14 protein-coding genes are annotated in these 16,948 nt (G+C 45.2%); 9 read left to right on the plus strand and 5 right to left on the minus strand.

Annotated features, from left to right (window positions below; genetic code table 11):
• Nucleotides 1-48 precede the first annotated feature (48 nt).
• Both MKX41_RS27535 and MKX41_RS27540 read right to left on the minus strand, forming a co-directional pair.
• Complete coding sequence (locus MKX41_RS27535; protein ID WP_340973986.1) at nucleotides 49-1,644, minus strand: sensor histidine kinase; 1,596 nt, start codon at nucleotides 1,642-1,644, stop codon at nucleotides 49-51.
• The gene (locus MKX41_RS27540) at nucleotides 1,641-2,324 is read right to left on the minus strand and encodes a response regulator transcription factor (protein WP_076116779.1); all 684 of its coding nucleotides are present in this window, start codon (nucleotides 2,322-2,324) and stop codon (nucleotides 1,641-1,643) included. The genes MKX41_RS27535 and MKX41_RS27540 overlap by 4 nt, the downstream gene beginning before the upstream one ends.
• Nucleotides 2,325-2,787: 463 nt before the next feature.
• Here MKX41_RS27540 and MKX41_RS27545 point away from each other — a divergent pair, with 463 nt between their 5' ends.
• The 3 genes from MKX41_RS27545 to MKX41_RS27555 all read left to right on the plus strand — a co-directional run bounded on the left by MKX41_RS27545 (nucleotide 2,788) and on the right by MKX41_RS27555 (nucleotide 7,707).
• Entirely contained in the window at nucleotides 2,788-3,951 is a 1,164-nt protein-coding gene (locus MKX41_RS27545; protein ID WP_042184623.1) for a glucose-1-phosphate adenylyltransferase, read from the plus strand.
• Nucleotides 3,952-4,073: 122 nt separating this feature from the next.
• A complete protein-coding gene (gene glgD / locus MKX41_RS27550; protein WP_042184625.1) occupies nucleotides 4,074-5,177 on the plus strand; it encodes a glucose-1-phosphate adenylyltransferase subunit GlgD in 1,104 nt (367 codons plus the stop codon).
• A 97-nt stretch (nucleotides 5,178-5,274) separates the two neighbouring features.
• Complete coding sequence (locus MKX41_RS27555; RefSeq protein WP_149644652.1) at nucleotides 5,275-7,707, plus strand: glycogen/starch/alpha-glucan phosphorylase; 2,433 nt, start codon at nucleotides 5,275-5,277, stop codon at nucleotides 7,705-7,707.
• A gap of 87 nt (nucleotides 7,708-7,794) precedes the next feature.
• On the opposite strand, the gene MKX41_RS27560 is transcribed toward MKX41_RS27555, so the two are convergent.
• On the minus strand, nucleotides 7,795-8,274 hold the full coding sequence (locus MKX41_RS27560; RefSeq protein ID WP_042184630.1) for a GAF domain-containing protein: 480 nt from the start codon (nucleotides 8,272-8,274) through the stop codon (nucleotides 7,795-7,797).
• A 227-nt stretch (nucleotides 8,275-8,501) separates the two neighbouring features.
• Between MKX41_RS27560 and MKX41_RS27565 the strand changes: the two genes are divergently transcribed.
• From MKX41_RS27565 to MKX41_RS27575, 3 genes are all read left to right on the plus strand, one after another.
• Nucleotides 8,502-8,783 (plus strand): hypothetical protein, encoded by a 282-nt coding sequence (locus MKX41_RS27565; protein WP_340973988.1) that lies wholly within the window; start codon nucleotides 8,502-8,504, stop codon nucleotides 8,781-8,783.
• Nucleotides 8,784-8,967: 184 nt separating this feature from the next.
• The gene (locus tag MKX41_RS27570; protein ID WP_340973990.1) at nucleotides 8,968-9,528 is read left to right on the plus strand and encodes a GNAT family N-acetyltransferase; all 561 of its coding nucleotides are present in this window, start codon (nucleotides 8,968-8,970) and stop codon (nucleotides 9,526-9,528) included.
• Nucleotides 9,529-9,552: 24 nt separating this feature from the next.
• Nucleotides 9,553-11,061 (plus strand): MDR family MFS transporter, encoded by a 1,509-nt coding sequence (locus tag MKX41_RS27575; protein WP_042184634.1) that lies wholly within the window; start codon nucleotides 9,553-9,555, stop codon nucleotides 11,059-11,061.
• Nucleotides 11,062-11,175: 114 nt separating this feature from the next.
• Here the strand turns inward: MKX41_RS27575 and MKX41_RS27580 are convergent, their stop codons facing one another.
• Complete coding sequence (locus MKX41_RS27580) at nucleotides 11,176-11,643, minus strand: MarR family winged helix-turn-helix transcriptional regulator (protein ID WP_042123913.1); 468 nt, start codon at nucleotides 11,641-11,643, stop codon at nucleotides 11,176-11,178.
• Between the two features lie 343 nt (nucleotides 11,644-11,986).
• Here MKX41_RS27580 and MKX41_RS27585 point away from each other — a divergent pair, with 343 nt between their 5' ends.
• The 3 genes from MKX41_RS27585 to MKX41_RS27595 all read left to right on the plus strand — a co-directional run bounded on the left by MKX41_RS27585 (nucleotide 11,987) and on the right by MKX41_RS27595 (nucleotide 15,531).
• Nucleotides 11,987-13,330 (plus strand): MFS transporter, encoded by a 1,344-nt coding sequence (locus tag MKX41_RS27585; RefSeq protein WP_340973991.1) that lies wholly within the window; start codon nucleotides 11,987-11,989, stop codon nucleotides 13,328-13,330.
• 201 nt (nucleotides 13,331-13,531) lie between these two features.
• A complete protein-coding gene (locus tag MKX41_RS27590; protein ID WP_042184638.1) occupies nucleotides 13,532-14,272 on the plus strand; it encodes an ABC transporter ATP-binding protein in 741 nt (246 codons plus the stop codon).
• Entirely contained in the window at nucleotides 14,251-15,531 is a 1,281-nt protein-coding gene (locus MKX41_RS27595; protein ID WP_340973992.1) for an ABC transporter permease, read from the plus strand. The genes MKX41_RS27590 and MKX41_RS27595 overlap by 22 nt, the downstream gene beginning before the upstream one ends.
• Before the next feature lie 66 nt (nucleotides 15,532-15,597).
• Here the strand turns inward: MKX41_RS27595 and MKX41_RS27600 are convergent, their stop codons facing one another.
• The gene (locus tag MKX41_RS27600) at nucleotides 15,598-16,866 is read right to left on the minus strand and encodes a BaiN/RdsA family NAD(P)/FAD-dependent oxidoreductase (RefSeq protein WP_340973993.1); all 1,269 of its coding nucleotides are present in this window, start codon (nucleotides 16,864-16,866) and stop codon (nucleotides 15,598-15,600) included.
• Nucleotides 16,867-16,948 lie beyond the last annotated feature (82 nt).

Raw genomic sequence — 16,948 nt, forward strand, 5'->3', positions numbered from 1 at the left:
AACATAGCAAAACTGGCATCATAGACATAGGCTTAAGTCTATCATCTATTATAACGGTTGTTCCTCTCTCTTGGCTAATCCTTCCTCGCAAGGAAGGGTAACCCTGAACGTTGTTCCCTCACCGAGAGTGCTGCTTACACTAATCTTGCCGTGATGTGCCTCCACGATAGACTTGGTAATAGAAAGGCCGAGTCCAGATCCACCATATTTTCGTGTGCGAGAGGAATCGCTGCGGTAGAAGCGATCAAAGATATGTGGGATATGCTCTGGAGAAATCCCGCAGCCGTTGTCTTGCACCGTTAAAATGGCCTCATTTCCTCTAGCATGTAAAGAGAGATGAATGGTGCCAGATTCTGTATCCGTATGCTGAACTGCATTGTGGAACAGATTCAGAATTACCTGTTTGATTTTATTGGGTTCATATTTACCATGGATGCCATACGAGATATCAAAAGTAACTTTGCGCTGATCCGCTAACAAGAGCAGATGCGGCTTCATTTCGGAAATGACCTCACCGAGCAGCAGATCCGTCATCCGCAGTTGAGGGGCGCCGTCCATCCGAGCGAGCAGTAGCAAATCCTCCACCAGCTTATTGATCCGTTTCGATTCGCCATGCATGCTTCGCAATGAATTGTATAACTGTTCTTTGTTGTCCGCAGCGCCACGCAGTAAGACCTCCAAAAAACCGTGGATTGAGGTCAGCGGCGTTCGCAGCTCGTGAGAAGCATCGGCAGCGAAGCGGCGCATCTGTTCCTTGGCTTCCCGTTCATTATGAAAGGATATTTCGAGACGCTCGAGCATACCATTGAATGAATGGGCCAGCTTGTCGATCTCAGTCTGGCCTTGGTTAATTGGAAATCGGATATCCAGATTACCGGCATCAATGATCTCGGCGGACTCTCCCATATTTGAAAGAGGGACCAGCGTCTTTCGAAGGGCAGGCAAGTATAGGAAGAAGCCAGCCAATAAAGCAATCACTGACAAACCTGCGTAGATCATCAATTGCTGTAAGATTACATCCGTAAGAGGTCCGGTATTCACGCTCATTTGGAGAAGCAATCGAGTATTTCCAGGTCTATAGAGATTCACGAATATAGCCAGATGTTCAGTGCCGTCATCGGCCTCTATGAGCTTGTAATTTCCTGTTGCTCTATCCGTGGTATGAATGAGCAGATTATTGTATTGCTCATTCGTTAATCTAGGCGCGGCTGAATCAGATAAAGTCATTTGCTGTAAGTCTCTGAAGGTGCCATCTGAGCTATAAATAGCGAGGGTTGTATGGGCATCCAGCAGGAGTGGACGCCTATTCTCACCGGTTCTTTGACCATTTGGGATTTTATTCTCGCCGTTTCTTTCCCCCGGCAAATTGCCGTTATACTCGGTGTTTCCCTCATTCGGAGTTGTGGTGTCCTCGTCATAGGAATTGAAAAAGTTGAAAAACATCTCACGGGGAACTGAACGTATTTGCGCTTCCATAGACTCTGCTCTATTGCTATATATGAAATCCCGCATGAGTATATATTGTAATACTCCGATTAGAAGAAGCAATCCTGATAGAATGAGCAGCGAAATGGCTAGCAGCTGTTTGCGTAGAGAACGTGGTGCGGGCAGCTTACGAAACCATTTAGAGAAGCGCGTACTCATAGATCTACCCGGTAGCCTGCTCCCCGCAGGGTACGGATAATACGGTGCTCCTTATCCCCGAGCTTCTCGCGAAGCGAACGGATATAGACCTCAACGATATTTTCCTCACCACCAAAGTCATAGCCCCACACTTTATCAAGAATCATGGGTTTACTTAGTACAAGGCCGTGATTAATAACGAGATACTGTAATAACTCGTATTCCGTGGGTGAGAGTTCAAGGACTTCTTCCTTGAAGCGAATTTCTTTTCTACGGCTATCAATTCGGAATGGACCGCAGCGTACCTCGCCGAGCAGACCTGGAAACTGATTGCGTAGCCGCGCTTGAATTCGGGCAAGCAATTCGTCGAAGCTGAAGGGCTTGACCATATAATCGTCAGCACCAATAGTGAGACCCTTGACTCGATCGTCCACTTCATCCTTTGCAGTTAGCATGATAACGGCTAGTTCCGTCTCTTCCGAGCGAAGGTAATGACATAACTCGAATCCATCCATGCCAGGCATCATGACATCTAGGATGGCTACATGTGGCTTGAACTCAGCAGCGACCGAGATGGCTGTGATTCCGTCGGGTGCGGTTCTGACTTCAAATCCTTCGTTAAGGAGACCCAACTCTAGAAATTGTAATATATGAGGCTCATCATCTACGAGCAGTAGTCGAACGCCTTGAGCTGCTTTCATCATAGGTACCTCCAAATCAGTGATAGATAGCTACATTATGACATATTCGGTTGAATGTTTGCTGAAGATGAGTCCCTTTGCTTTACGATTAAAGGAGCCTTTTCTTATTTCATGATGATTCAAAGCGGTTAATTTAGTTATAAGTAATATTAATGTGTTTAATAACAAACAAGGTTAAAAAAATCGGATTTTCGAAAATGTGATAAAGGGTTTTGACGGCGGATATAGAACACTTTACAATAAGGATAATCTCCTGATTTTGGTGAAAGTTACCCATTTTAGGAAAGATCATTCGACCGTGTTACATTTCCTTCCACGTTTTTCTCATCTTTGTCCATCTTCCTATCAAGGCTCATTTCTTTCAAGTGTATTTCTTGTTCATTCATTTCTTTTTGGAACTTCTGTTCATTCAACCTGTGCTTGCTGAACTTCATATTACCCATAAGTCAAGGGAGGCTTTTCCATGAAGAAAAAGGAAATGGTAGCCATGCTATTGGCTGGAGGCCAAGGCAAAAGATTGAAAGGTTTAACCAAATCGCTTGCCAAGCCCGCTGTTTATTTTGGAGGGACCTATCGGATCATCGACTTCCCTTTAAGTAACTGCTCCAATTCAGGTATTGATACAGTTGGTGTGCTGACTCAATATGAGCCACTCATACTGCATTCTTACATCGGAGTAGGCAGTGATTGGGATTTGAACCGTAAGAACGGTGGGGTATTCGTGTTGCCACCGCATGAACGTGAGAATGGAAGCAGCTGGTATCGGGGAACAGCCGATGCGATTTATCGGAATCTTAAGTTTGTGGATCAGTTTGATCCAGAGCATGTTCTTATTCTGTCCGGTGATCACATTTATAAAATGGATTATCACGCTATGCTTCAATACCACAAGGAAAGAAACGCTGATTGCACAATTTCTGTCATTGACGTTCCGCTGGAGGAAGCAAGCCGATTTGGAATTTTGAATACGGAGGACGATCTAAAAATTTACGAATTTGAGGAAAAGCCCGCTCAGCCAAAAAGCACATTAGCTTCTATGGGTGTGTATATCTTCAAATGGGAGGTTCTCCGCAAGCATTTACTAGAGGATGGGGAGAATGTAGGATCATCCCACGATTTCGGCAAGGATATCATTCCTTTGATGCTGGAGGACGGAAACTCCTTATTTGCGTACCCTTTTGAAGGATACTGGAGAGATGTAGGTACAGTAACTAGCTTATGGGAAGCAAATATGGATTTGCTAAGCGATACTCCGCCACTTAATCTAAATGATCCCAGCTGGCGCATTTTTACACGTAATCCGAATCAACCTGCCCAATATGTTGCCCCTGGGGCGAAAGTGTCAGGCTGCATTATTAATGAAGGCTGCATAGTGCACGGAGAAGTGAATCATTCGGTTCTCTTTTATGGGGTAGAAGTGGGTGAAGGAAGTGTAATTACGGACTCCGTGATTATGCCTAAGGTCAAGATTGGCAAGAACGTACGCATTCATAAAGCGATTATTAGTGAGAATACGGTAATCGACGATTATATGGAAATAGGCATCGAACGGGAGAACGAGAACGAAATTCTGCTGATCGACAATAAAAGCAAAAAACGTAAATCAGCTGTGGCCAAAACCATATAATCAAGCTAAAACGCCTTCGGCGTCCTTCTAGGGACGGTAAGCGTTTATGCGAGATTTATAAGGATAAAGTATATCGTGAAACTTATACTTTCTTATAAATTATAAGAGGACGGTGGATTCCGATGAAGCAACTCATGGGTGTAATTAATCTGGATCATGAACTCGACAAACTAAATGAACTCACTTATTTCCGCTGTGGTGCAGCCGTACCTTTTGCCAGTCGTTATCGGTTGATTGATTTCGTGCTTTCTAATATGATGCGTGCAGACCTGGAGAGCGTTGGCCTGTTCGTCCGCCGTAAATACCGTTCTCTAATGGACCATTTGGGTGACGGGAAATCGTGGGATATGAACCGCAAGCATGGGGGATTATTCATTTTGCCTCCAGACTGGAACGATCCAACGGATACTTCTCTCGGGGACTTACAGCATTATCATAACAATCTGGATCTTTTTAAACGGGGATCTGCTAAATATATCGTGTTTTCCGGCAGCCAGCATATCAATACGATCGATCTTCAGGATTTGTACAGTTATCATCTGGAGAAGGGTGCCGACGTTACAGTAGTGTATAAAAAGATTGAAGAACTGCAGCCAGAACATGATCTATGCCAGCGTATTGAAGTAGACGAAGAGAATAAGGTGACTAATATCCATCATGAGAAAGACCATCCTAATTTATATCTGGATATCTTCATTATGGAGAAAAAACTGTTCTTGGAGCAGGTGGAGCATTGCATTGCGCATGGAGAGAGTTATTTTTTCCGAGATGTAGTTCAGAAGAACCGACACAAATTTAATATCGCCGCATACGAATATCATGGCTATCATGCCGTAATTAATTCATTAGAGAGTTATTATAAGAACAGTTTGGAACTGCTCCAGCAGGAGAATTACTTCAGTTTGTTCAAAGAAAGCCCGGTACAGACGAAGATTAAATACGAGGCTCCAACCCGGTACTTGGAAAGTGCTAATGTCAGTAATTCGTTGGTGGCTAATGGCTGCATTATAGCTGGAACGGTAGAGAACAGCGTGATCTTTCGGGGGGTTCAGGTACGTAAGGGAGCGAAGATCATCAACTCAGTAATTATGCAAAAATGCGTCATCGAAGAAAATGCGGTCATTGAGAATGTAATTATGGATAAAGACGTACATTTGAGTAAGAATCGAATTCTTGTTGGAGATAGCAAACGTCCATTCGTCATCGCCAAGAGCAGCAAGATCTAACGACTGGATTAGATGAACAAAGCAGTATTAACCTATCTGATCTAATGGCACAGTCTGCTGCACTTCTAATAAAAGCATTTGTCAGGAGGACCTACTGTTGTTTAACGATAAAGAATCTTTCAAACAGGTATTCCGTGAGACCCTCATTGGTAAATTAGGTAAACCGCTTGAGGAAGCCTCGAATGCCGATGTCTATAAAATACTGGGCAACATGATTCGTGAGAACGCCGGGAAAAATTGGGCGGAAACGAACCAGAAATATAAGCTCGATAAAGATAAGCAGGTTTACTATTTTTCAATGGAGTTCTTGATCGGTAGGCTTCTGGGGAACAATCTGTTGAATATGGGTGTACTGGAAGTAGTACGTGAAGGTTTAGCGGACCTTGGCTTTTGTTTGCAGGATATAGAGGAGGAGGAATCGGACGCTGGGTTAGGGAATGGAGGTCTCGGTCGTTTGGCCGCCTGCTTCCTGGACTCACTCGCTTCCCTGCAATATGCGGGACATGGCTGTGGTATACGGTATAAATATGGCCTGTTCGAGCAGAAGATCGTTGATGGGTATCAAGTGGAACTTCCTGATTACTGGCTGCAGAATGATAATGTATGGGAAGTGCGCCGCGAAGACAAGCAGGTTGAAGTTAGGTTCTGGGGGACTATTGAGACCCGCGAAGAGAACGGACGACTCGTATTCGATCATACGCAATATGAGGCTGTTCGTGCAGTGCCTTACGATGTCCCTATCATTGGTGCTGATCGCCGGCATGTGAATACACTGCGTAATTGGAGTGCGGAATCCATCACCCAGCCCTCAAGAACCTTTGGTTCTTTTGCCGGGACGGACTATCATAAGTTTCTGGAGTATAAGCGTTCTGTAGAATCCATTTCGGAGTTCCTTTACCCAGATGACTCTCAATACGAAGGTAAGTTGCTTCGCCTGAAGCAACAGTATTTCCTCTGTAGCGCGGGGCTGCAAAGTATTCTGCGTACCTATGCCAAGCTTGGGATTCCTATAGAATCGCTGCCAGACAAGGTTGCTCTTCATATTAATGATACACATCCAACGTTGGTGATTCCTGAATTGATGAGGATTCTGATGGATGTACATGGTTTAGGATGGGATGAGGCATGGAGTATCACCACGCGTATGGTCTCTTACACTAATCACACTATTCTGAGCGAGGCGCTTGAGAAATGGCCTATTCAAATGGTTAGGGAGCTACTGCCACGTATTTTTCTTATCATTGAAGAGATCAATGCGCGTTTCTGTGGCGAGCTTATGAGTCGTTATCCGGGGGATCAGGATCGAATTGCGCAGATGGCGATAATTCATGATGATCAGGTTCGAATGGCTCATCTGGCGATTGTAGCGAGCCATAGTGTCAATGGAGTAGCGGCGCTGCATACAGAAATATTAATGAAGCGCGAGATGCGACTTTTTAATGAAATGTATCCACACCGTTTCAATAATAAGACGAACGGTATTACCCATCGGCGATGGTTACTGCATGCCAATCCAGATCTGGCTAATTTGATCAATCAATCGATAGGGACCCGTTGGGTGAGCCATCCTCAAGAAATGATTGGCTTGATTAAATATTGTGAGGATGCTTCCTTCCAGGAACAAGTAGCCAGTATTAAGCGCCAGAATAAGCTTCGTCTTGCAGAGTACATCTACAGTAAGCATTCAGTACATGTCGATCCTGACTCTATCTTTGATGTACAGGTGAAACGTCTACATGCCTACAAGCGCCAGTTGCTTAATATTTTGCATATTCTGCATTTGTACAATCAAATCAAAGATAATCCTTCGATGGATATGGTTCCACGCACGTTTATATTCGGAGCAAAGGCAGCGCCGAGTTATCATCTGGCGAAGCGGATTATCAAACTGATTAATACAGTTGCGGAGGTAGTCAATAAAGATCCGGATGTTAAAGGGAAGATTCGTATCTTTTTCCTTGAAAATTATTCGGTATCTCTAGCAGAAAAGATCATTCCTGCAGCGGACATCAGTGAGCAGATTTCTACAGCCAGCAAAGAAGCATCCGGTACCGGGAATATGAAGTTTATGATGAACGGTGCATTGACGGTAGGGACGATGGATGGCGCAAATGTAGAAATGCATGAAATGGTGGGAGACAACAATATGTTCCTGTTCGGACTTCGTGCTGAGCAGGTCATGGATTACTACCAGCATGGTGGTTATCATGCGCGTGATATTTACAACGGGGATAGTCGTGTGAAAGAAGTGCTGGATCAGTTAATCAAACCAGGACCTATATGTTGTCACGCTACGGAGTTTGAGAGCATTTTCCACTCTCTTCTGGATAATAACGATGAGTTTTTTGTCCTGAAGGATTTCGCTAGTTACGTTGAGACGCACGTCGAAATTGATCGGGCATATCGCAACCGGCAAGAATGGCTGAAGAAGTCCATTATTAATATTGGTCATTCCGGTAAATTCTCCAGCGATAACACAATTAGTCGCTATGCAGCTGAGATTTGGAACATTAGTCCGGTTCGACTGTAGGATCAACATAAAAAGGCTGTCTTATAAGTAGGTACCCCTACAAATAAGACAGCCTTTTTTCTTATGGGATATAAAACGAAGAAATTTTTAGATAGCTTCCGATACTAAAGCTGCGAACCGCTCCAGAAACCGGCGTTCTTCATCATCAAAGCGATCCTTGAGCGGACTGTCGATATCAAGTACGCCAAGCAAGCGATCATCCTTTATTAAAGGAACAACAATCTCGCTGTTGGAGGCTGCATCACAGGCGATATGACCTGGGAATGCATGCACATCACCAACTACAAGTGTGCGCCGCTCGGCGGCTGCCGTTCCGCACACCCCGCGAGATAGCGGAATTCGAATGCATGCAGGGAGGCCTTGAAAAGGTCCAAGTACTAGCTCCTTGCCGTCAAATAAATAAAAACCGGCCCAATTCGTATCCGGTAGAGCGTGTTTAAGTAGTGCCGAAGCATTAGCCAGATTGGCTGTAGCACTTGGTTCGTCCTTTATCAATGCTTCGAGTTGGATTAGAACGGCTTCAAACTGCTCGCTGCGCGTTCCATCATATGGCATAGCTTGAAACATGAAGCATCACCTTCCTGTACTTTAAATTCAATATGAAACCATAACTGTAACTAACAACATAGTACAGCTATGAGGGGTACGTCAAGACACAACATTGTTTTGTAATATTTTGGGATGGACTATGATCCCTCTGTAGCACTGAACCCTTGTGATGATGTTTCCAATGAACTGTCATAGGGTAATGCAAGAGTAAATACCGAAGGCTTTGTTGCCAGAAGGAGTGGAATATGCGCGCTGATGTACAGAACTTGTTCATAGGAATTCACATGCTTTATTATGCTCATGATAAAGATGTGACGATCTCGGAGATGCTGCTCGGACTGGAAGACATGGGGTATCGTGTAGGAGAACGCGAAGTGAAACAGGAATTGGAAAAGCTGACGCTGGACAACTTTCTGACTGCACATAGTGAAGGGTACAGTATTACTGGCACGGGTATTGAAGAGTTCAAGGATATTCGAGCCAAACTTCAGGTGCTGTGTAGTGAAGTTATTCAGGGAGCAGAATGAAATCATTTAAAGCAAAGTTCCATAAAAGTGTCTGTATCAAGGGAGAATTACCCTTCTGATGCAGGCGCTTTTTACGTGAGAGGATACAATTTGTTCTTTTCAAAGTTAAGGAAATTAGAACTTTTAGCTTAAGGATATACTCTTGAATGATGTATAATTGATAAGTTGAAGGGGGAGCGGAGAATTGTATCTATGCAATGGAGTGACACCTACACTGATCGGTAGAAAATTAAAATTATGTGCTATGACTACTGAACATGCTTCAGCGTTATTTCAGGTTTGGTCTCATCCGGAAGTTTCTCTCTGGCTGGGTGCACCGGCATTATCCTCTATAGAAGAGACGAAGCAGCTTATCGACCTTCTATCACAGATGGCTCAGGAAGAGGAGAGCTTACGTTGGAGTATTATTGGACCAGGGGAGGAAGTCATAGGTAGCTGTGGATATAACCATTGGCAGCTTCATGGAGCTTACCGTGGTGAAATTGGCTGTGATCTGTCGCCTGCCTTTTGGGGGCTTGGATATATGAAAGAAGCGCTTGGGCTTGTACTCGATTTTGGTTTCAATATTATGGGCTTGAATCGGATTGAAGCGGTCTGTCATCCTGATAATATCCGTGCGGAGAGGCTGGTTCATAGGCTTGGATTTCAGAAGGAAGGCGTATTGCGTCAATACAGGCAGATCGCTTCCGGCTTTCAGGATACTGCTCTCCATGCTCTACTGCGCGAGGAGTGGCAATCTACTTAATACATAAAGAGAGGGTTTGGAACATTGAAGTCAACAGGGGATTTAGAACGTAAACTAATATTAACAGGGGTACTGCTGGCCACGTTTCTAGCGGCTATTGAGGGAACTGTAACAGGACCAGCCGGGCCGGCGATTGTAGGCGACTTTCAGGGAATGCAGTGGCTGAGCTGGATATTTACTTCATATTTACTGGCAATGGCTATTACTACACCTATTTTCGGCAAAATCAGTGATCTGTTCGGACGTAAGCCTGTATTCATGTGGGGAGCGGCTGTTTTTTTACTAGGCTCATTATTATGCGGCATATCTCAAAGTATGGAACAGCTGATCCTGTTTCGCGCGATACAGGGGATCGGTGCGGGTGCACTTATTCCAATGACCTTTACCATTATCGGTGATATTTACAGCATTGAAGAAAGAGCAAAGACACAAGGGTTGCTAAGCTCTGTATGGGGGATTTCCTCTTTGGTAGGGCCACTGCTTGGTGGCTATGTGGTAGATTACTTAAGCTGGCGCTGGGTATTTGTATTCAATCTGCCATTTGGCGTGTTGGCAATGGTATTTATTGCGCGCTACCTGAAGGAAGAAAAGGTGCGTCGGAAGACACAGATCGATGTGCCAGGCGTCCTTCTGTTCGCGGCAGGCATGGGTGCTCTACTCTTTGGACTCTCCACGGGAGGGCAGAACCTGGCATGGACCTCTCCTTTACTACTCGCAACACTGGGTGCAGCGGTTATCCTGTTAATCCTATTTTTGCTTGTGGAGCGCCGTGCACCAGAGCCTATGCTTCCGCTGAACCTATTCTCAAATCGTAATATCGCAGTATCAACGGGTGCCAACCTGCTTGTAAGCACATTAATTATTGGACTTTCTACGTATATCCCTTTATGGGTTCAGGGCGTTTCTGGAAAAAGCGCTGCGATCTCAGGCTTGCTGCTTGCGCCAATGTCTGTAGGCTGGATGTTTGGGTCAATCGCAGGCGGACGGATGATTCTGCGAGCGGGTTCTCGCCGAACGGCAATGCTTGGATTAATGATGATTGCTGCCGGAGCTATTGGTCTGGTTTTCTTGACAGGAGAGTCTTCACAGGTAATCCTTTTATGCCTGATGCTGGTCTGTGGGGTAGGCTTCGGATACTCCTCTACGGTCTTCACGATTATCGCTCAGTCGTCGGTTGCATATGATCAACGCGGTGCGTCCACAGCACTTAATGCATTTACAAGGTCCCTAGGTCAGACCATTGGGGTGGCTATTTTCGGTTCCTGGCTGAACTTGAATATTGATCAGCTGTTGCGAAAACAACCGGATTCAAACGTTACAGGTGATGATATTAATAAGCTGCTAGGCTCGCATACAGGCACTAACCTCTCCGGCGAAGTATCAAACAGTTTACGTGGTGCACTAGAAGGGGGACTTCATTCACTATTTATTGTGATGGCAGTTTTCGCAGTCTTGTCACTAGTTATATCTTGGGGTTTGCGCAAGGGTGTACCTTCGGTAGAGGATGCTACGTCGTCTTTGAAAAAGGCATAACTCATTCTCTAAATCACATAAAGAAGCCCGACCGGGTATTTACCGGTCGGGCTTCTTCGTGCAATAACAGCTTGTCTAACACATATGAAGTAAAAAGCAGCCTAGCCTCTAGCTCTACTTACGGGGAAGAGGGGAAAGCTTCTCAGCTTGCAGACCCATCTTCTTGAGCAGAGTGATCATTTGTTCCTTCTCTTCATCATTCAGTCCGCTGAAAGCAAGATGAAGACGCTCTGAGTATTTCGGATACATCTCATTCATGAGACGTTCGCCTTCCGCGGTCAACTCTGCGAAAATCACACGACGATCACTTGGACAAGGCTTGCGTTGCAAATAGCCGCGTTCTTCGAGCTTGTCGATAACGTAAGTCACGTTGCCGCTCTGTAGCAGTAGTTTGGCACCAATTTGTTGAATGGGCTGTGGTCCCTTATAGTACAACACTTCCATGACGGCAAAGGCAGTAGGGTTAAAACCTTCAATTTTGCTGCCGGTAACAGCATGCTCATTAATACTCTTGAATGATTTGGCAAATACCCGGTACAAATGTAGTGTTAATTGTGTATCACGTTCATAAGATTGTATCATGCTTCTCCACCCTCTATCGTTAATCATGTGAACTCGTCGCACGTCTGTAATCATATTAATTAGTGCACGGTTTACCTGTGCAACGAACTTTGAGATAACAATAGAATACGTGAAAGATCGAATGAAGAACATGTGATTTGTCACAATGAGCAACTTTTAATTATTAAAAATCAAACAATTTTTTGAAGATGCTGAAATTGAATGTTTTTTTACTTCAGTCTCTGAAAGGATATCAATTTCATCCCCCGGTTCAGTGTTTTTTACGCCTCCAGACGGATGAATGACAATCCCCAATATTTTACTATTATTTCATTGAGAAATAGTAACGGGGAGTGAAGGAAGGATGGAGGAACATCATATTGATGGTTTAAAAGAAAGTAAGCTAACCGCAAATAAACCATTCATGCTGCTTATTGCGGCACAGCTTGTATCGAATGTAGGAGACTGGTTGCATATACTAGCGCTACTGACAATGGTAGGGTTTAAATGGAATGCCACACCGTGGGAAATTACGGCTATATCTTTATGTATGGCAGTGCCTTTGCTCTTAGGAGGACCGTTTGCAGGTTACTTAAGTGATCGTTTTAACCGCAAGGCACTAATGATTGGTTCGGATATAGCCCGTGCAGCGGTTGTTATTTGCTTGGTATTTGCAGGCTCGCTGTGGCAGGTTTATGTGCTGCTGCTGGCTAAGGGATGTATGGATGTGCTGTTCTCTCCAGCCAAAAGCGGAAAGATTAAGGAACTTGTTCCTGCGGTTCAGATGGATAAAGCAATGGCGCTTAGCTCATCTATAGAGCAGATAACTAAAATTGTGGGTCCAGCGCTTGGTGGATTGCTAGTTGCAGCCTTCGGCATATCTGTTTGTTATATGATCGATTCTGCTACATTCGTTTTATCGGCGATTATTTTGCTTGGATTACCGCGTACAGCTGTGATAAAGAAGGAAGATACGGAAGCAAGCTCGGGGGATACGGATGTGCGTAAATCCTTCCGCCAAGAAATGTCGGCAGGTCTGCATGTGATTGCAGGAATGCCTGTAGTGCTGTGTGGCATTGTTATGCTAGTACTGGTGCTGCTAATGCTACAGATCGGAGACTCTCAGATTGTAACGTTATTCCGGGAGATTCCAGGTGTGAACGGAGATCTGCTGGGGTGGTGTGTAGCAGCCAGTGGCTTTGGAACCTTGCTATCTGCGCTGCTTGTAAGCCGATTAGGCAGTGGTAAGCATCCGCTTATTTTTATGGGATTAGGGGCTGTAATCATGGGCGTTGTCTTCTCAAGTGCAGGGATCGTAACTGCTCATGGTCAAGCCGGAATCTGGATGAACATTGCTTTGTTTGGGTCCTTCATGTTTGCTGGTGTGGGTGCAGGACTAGCGTTTATCCCCTTCAATTCAATGCTCCAGCAACGGACACCTGCGGAATACACGGGTCGTGTATTTGGAACCATAGGCAGCCTGACAAGCGCAGCTGTTATTCTAGGACCTGTAGCCGGTGGAGCCTTAGTGACAGCATCGGGGCCGGTATCTGCCTTTATTCTATCTGGTTTGCTTACAGGATTGCTAGGACTAGGGCTGTTAATGCTGCGTGGTAAAATCGAGCGCAGGGATGAAGCGGCGATCAAGAAGCAGGAAGGAATAGCTGCGTCGAATAATATGGACCTTGTAGGACAGACCTCCCTTTGATGGGAGGTTTCTTTTATTCGCTATTGCGCAGGGCTTAAGTTATTATTGTGAAAAAAGCAGCTTGATTATTTTCAGGAAAAATATATAGTACGATTAGATAAGTTGCGATTGCCTCTGTTGATCATTTGAATATCATTCATATACGCAATAGGGAATGCAATTTATAATAGTATTTATTAGAAGTACTAGGAGATGGAGAGTATGGAAAAAGAAGAAACTACAGTGGATACCGAGAGCTATGACGACATTGTGCTCGATGTTGAGATCGATGAAGCTGGCTATGAAGCGGGAGATCCTTGCATATTCGATATTTCTTTTCAAGTGAAGCGAGGTCAACTGCTCGGACTGATCGGACCTAATGGTGCTGGGAAAAGTACAACCATTAAGACCCTGCTTGGTTTGTTGAAGAATACCAAGGCTAAAGTGTCTTTTAGTGGAGTTAATAAATCTTACGCTTATGTTCCGGAGCAACCTGTGTTTTATGAGGATTTGACATTGTGGGAGCACTTGGATTTAGCGGCCGCTGCCTATGGACTGAAGTACGAACAGTTCGAAGAAACTGCAGAAAGACTGTTGAAGCAGTTTGGTATGGGCCATGTGCGCAATGATCTTCCAGCTGGATTCTCTAAGGGCATGAAACAAAAAATGATGCTAATGCTTGGCTTCTTGGTACAACCGGATGTTTATATTGTGGACGAGCCATTTATTGGTTTAGACCCCCGCGCCACTAAAGATTTCCTGCGGTTGCTAGAAGCGGAGCGGAAGCGCGGAGCTGGTGTATTAATGTCTACGCATGTACTGGATACAGCAGAGAAGATATGCGATGATTTCGTATTGATCTCCGGGGGAAAGGTTGCCGCCTCAGGAACACTCGAAGATATACGTGATTATGCTGGACTGCCGGAGGCGTCGTTGTTTGATTGCTTCGACGAATTAACATGAGTAAGCAGGGACAGCGGGCGTTTGCTTTTTCTAACGCTAAACAACTATTCAGACGGCGGCTATTCTCTCATTGGCGTGAGCAATCCGCTATTATCCGTACGGCGGCTGATTGGACCGTTCTTTTATATATTCTTATTCCCGGGGGATTATTGGGAGGGCGTTTGTATTATGGGTTCTGGAATGAGGCGCTACCGGCTTGGAGTGTGAATTTGCCGTTTATGCTCATTCCTTCATTATTAGTGCTCTTGATCTGCAACGGGGGCTTGGTACTGTTATTGCAGGAAGGCGATCTATTATTTCTTAGACAACGGCAACGATGGATGAATACGATCCTATTTCGCGGGTTGCTCTACAGCCTGATTGTAACCTCGCTGAAGTTCTGTGTAGCTTTTGCACTGTTACTGCCTTTTCTGATTCGGGGATTTGAGATGACGTCATCGGAGGTATGGGCGCTGTTCGCTCTGACCTTGGCGTGCAGTTGGTGTGTTAAGTTACTTGGACATCTTGTAAAAGTACAGAAGCAAGGTTGGCGTCGCTGGTTATGGCTATTTCTGGCGATCTCCGTCCCGAACGCTATTTATTTCAGAGTAGCTAGCCTTTGGAATGATCGCCCGCTCATCATATTGCTGAGTGCGGTTGTATTTACAGTTGTTGCAATAATTGCTTTCCGGTGGCGCTTAGTGATGCGTGGGACATTTATGAACGATGTGCGCGAGGACTACAAGCAGCGAATGAAGATAGCGGCCATACTGCTCCGCCATGTTCTGGATAAACCTCGCCCTACTCGCCATAAGCCATGGATTTTCCGGAAGTCGCAGCCTTTGCTTAAATCAAAGACTGCCGAGAGCCGTTTCTCTGCGGCAGCGATTAAGGCACTCGTACGGAATCCGGCCCATTTGAAGCTTTACTTGGCTTTCACTGCCGTGTCCGCGGTAGCGATCCTTATCATTCCATCGGGATTTAAATGGCTAGGATTTGTAGTATTAACATCGCTTATGACTTTTTGGCTGTTTTCGTTCTGGTCTTTGTTTGTTGGAGATGATTACATTGGGATACTTCCATTTACGAAAGAACAAAAGGCTGAAGCGGGTATGCATGCGGTCCCTATTTTATTACTTCCCTTTACAATGATTACCTCCGCACTAATCTGTCTCTCTTTATATGGATGGTGGGGGATCATCTTGTTCGTACCGGTTGGATACATGGTTGGACTCTTTATCAGCAGAATATTTGGTACGTTCCGACTGGGCAAAGATTGATAGATAGATAAAAAACAGCGTGACTTGAGAAGCCTCTCAAGTCACGCTGTTTTTAGTTGCGACACATTAACTAAGGCGAAGGTCAGCGGCATGTTTGCCTGCTGTATATCCAGTAGAGAACGCTGCTGTTATATTGTAGCCACCAGTGTAGCCATGGATATCGAGTACCTCTCCACAGAAGAATAACCCTAGCATAAGCTTAGATTCCATTCTTTTGGGATCGATCTCTTTCAGATTTACGCCGCCACCCGTAACAAAGGCTTCGGACAGGGAGCGGGTACCATGAACATTAACGGGCATCCTTTTCAAGATACCTGCTAGCGCATGCAATCCATTCTTGGATACATTATGACCCGTAATATCTCCATCCAGGTCAGCTTTAGCTAACAAGAGGGGAATGAGACGTTCTGGCAGTAGCCCCTTTAGTGAATTGCGGATCGCTTTCTTCGGCTCCTGGTCCAGCTTGTCCTGCAGCGATGATTCCACTTCTTGCAAGTTCAGATCAGGGAAGAGATCGATGGACATCTCAACCGTGTCATTCCCTGATTTACGCTGGACCTGTCTCAGAAATTGGCTGCAGCGCAGTGCAATTGGCCCGGATAATCCAAAATGGGTGAAGATCATATCTCCGCGATGAGAAATGACCTTCTTTCCTTTTGGATTCCATACAGTAAGTGCCACATCGCGTAGCGACAATCCTTGCAGCTCACCGGATTTAATCCACTCTTCCCGTGAAATAATCGGTACCTCTGTCGGAAATAGCTCAGTAATGGTGTGGCCTGCGGCTTCAGCCCATGGGTACCCATCTCCAGTAGAGCCGGTCTGAGGAACGGACTTTCCTCCGGTGGCGATGATTACGGCAGCACTGGAAATCGTTTTGCCCGAGCCTAGCTGAACGCCTTTAACAGCCCCTTCTCCATATATTACATGTGAGACAGGACTATCCGTCATAATCTGCACACCTAGACCTCGTACTTTGTTGATTAAGGCGGAGACGACGCTGGAGGCCTTATCGGAGACGGGAAACATCCGTCCGTTGTCTTCTTCCTTTAATGCAATGCCTAAGCCTTCAAAAAAGGCAATGATATCTTGATTATTAAAATGGTCGAAGGCGCTATACAAAAACCGCCCGTTTCCCGGGATATGGGAGATTAACTCATCTCTCTCCTTGACGTTCGTTACATTGCAGCGTCCGCCACCAGATATCCCGAGCTTTCGTCCTAGCTTAGCTCCCTTGTCGATCAGTAGTACGGATGCCCCGTGTTCTGCTGCGGCCACGCTTGCCATTAATCCCGAAGGGCCGCCACCTATGACGATCACATCGAAGTTGCTCATGAAATTTTACTCCTTTACATGTTAAGACACTGGTGTTACTTCGTGTTTTCCTAACGGAATCATACCATTCTGACTGTCATGT

Source organism: Paenibacillus sp. FSL R5-0475 (genome assembly GCF_038004585.1).
GTDB lineage: Bacteria > Bacillota > Bacilli > Paenibacillales > Paenibacillaceae > Paenibacillus_AQ.

What these genes read in the sequence shown, in the direction of transcription:
- MKX41_RS27535 (WP_340973986.1), bottom strand. Translation starts at nt 1,644, where the DNA reads ATGAGTACGCGCTTCTCTAAATGGTTTCGTAAGCTGCCCGCACCACGT.
- MKX41_RS27540 (WP_076116779.1), bottom strand. Translation starts at nt 2,324, where the DNA reads ATGAAAGCAGCTCAAGGCGTTCGACTACTGCTCGTAGATGATGAGCCT.
- MKX41_RS27545 (WP_042184623.1), top strand. Translation starts at nt 2,788, where the DNA reads ATGAAGAAAAAGGAAATGGTAGCCATGCTATTGGCTGGAGGCCAAGGC.
- glgD (WP_042184625.1), top strand. Translation starts at nt 4,074, where the DNA reads ATGAAGCAACTCATGGGTGTAATTAATCTGGATCATGAACTCGACAAA.
- MKX41_RS27560 (WP_042184630.1), bottom strand. Translation starts at nt 8,274, where the DNA reads ATGTTTCAAGCTATGCCATATGATGGAACGCGCAGCGAGCAGTTTGAA.
- MKX41_RS27565 (WP_340973988.1), top strand. Translation starts at nt 8,502, where the DNA reads ATGCGCGCTGATGTACAGAACTTGTTCATAGGAATTCACATGCTTTAT.
- MKX41_RS27580 (WP_042123913.1), bottom strand. Translation starts at nt 11,643, where the DNA reads ATGATACAATCTTATGAACGTGATACACAATTAACACTACATTTGTAC.
- MKX41_RS27585 (WP_340973991.1), top strand. Translation starts at nt 11,987, where the DNA reads ATGGAGGAACATCATATTGATGGTTTAAAAGAAAGTAAGCTAACCGCA.
- MKX41_RS27590 (WP_042184638.1), top strand. Translation starts at nt 13,532, where the DNA reads ATGGAAAAAGAAGAAACTACAGTGGATACCGAGAGCTATGACGACATT.
- MKX41_RS27600 (WP_340973993.1), bottom strand. Translation starts at nt 16,866, where the DNA reads ATGAGCAACTTCGATGTGATCGTCATAGGTGGCGGCCCTTCGGGATTA.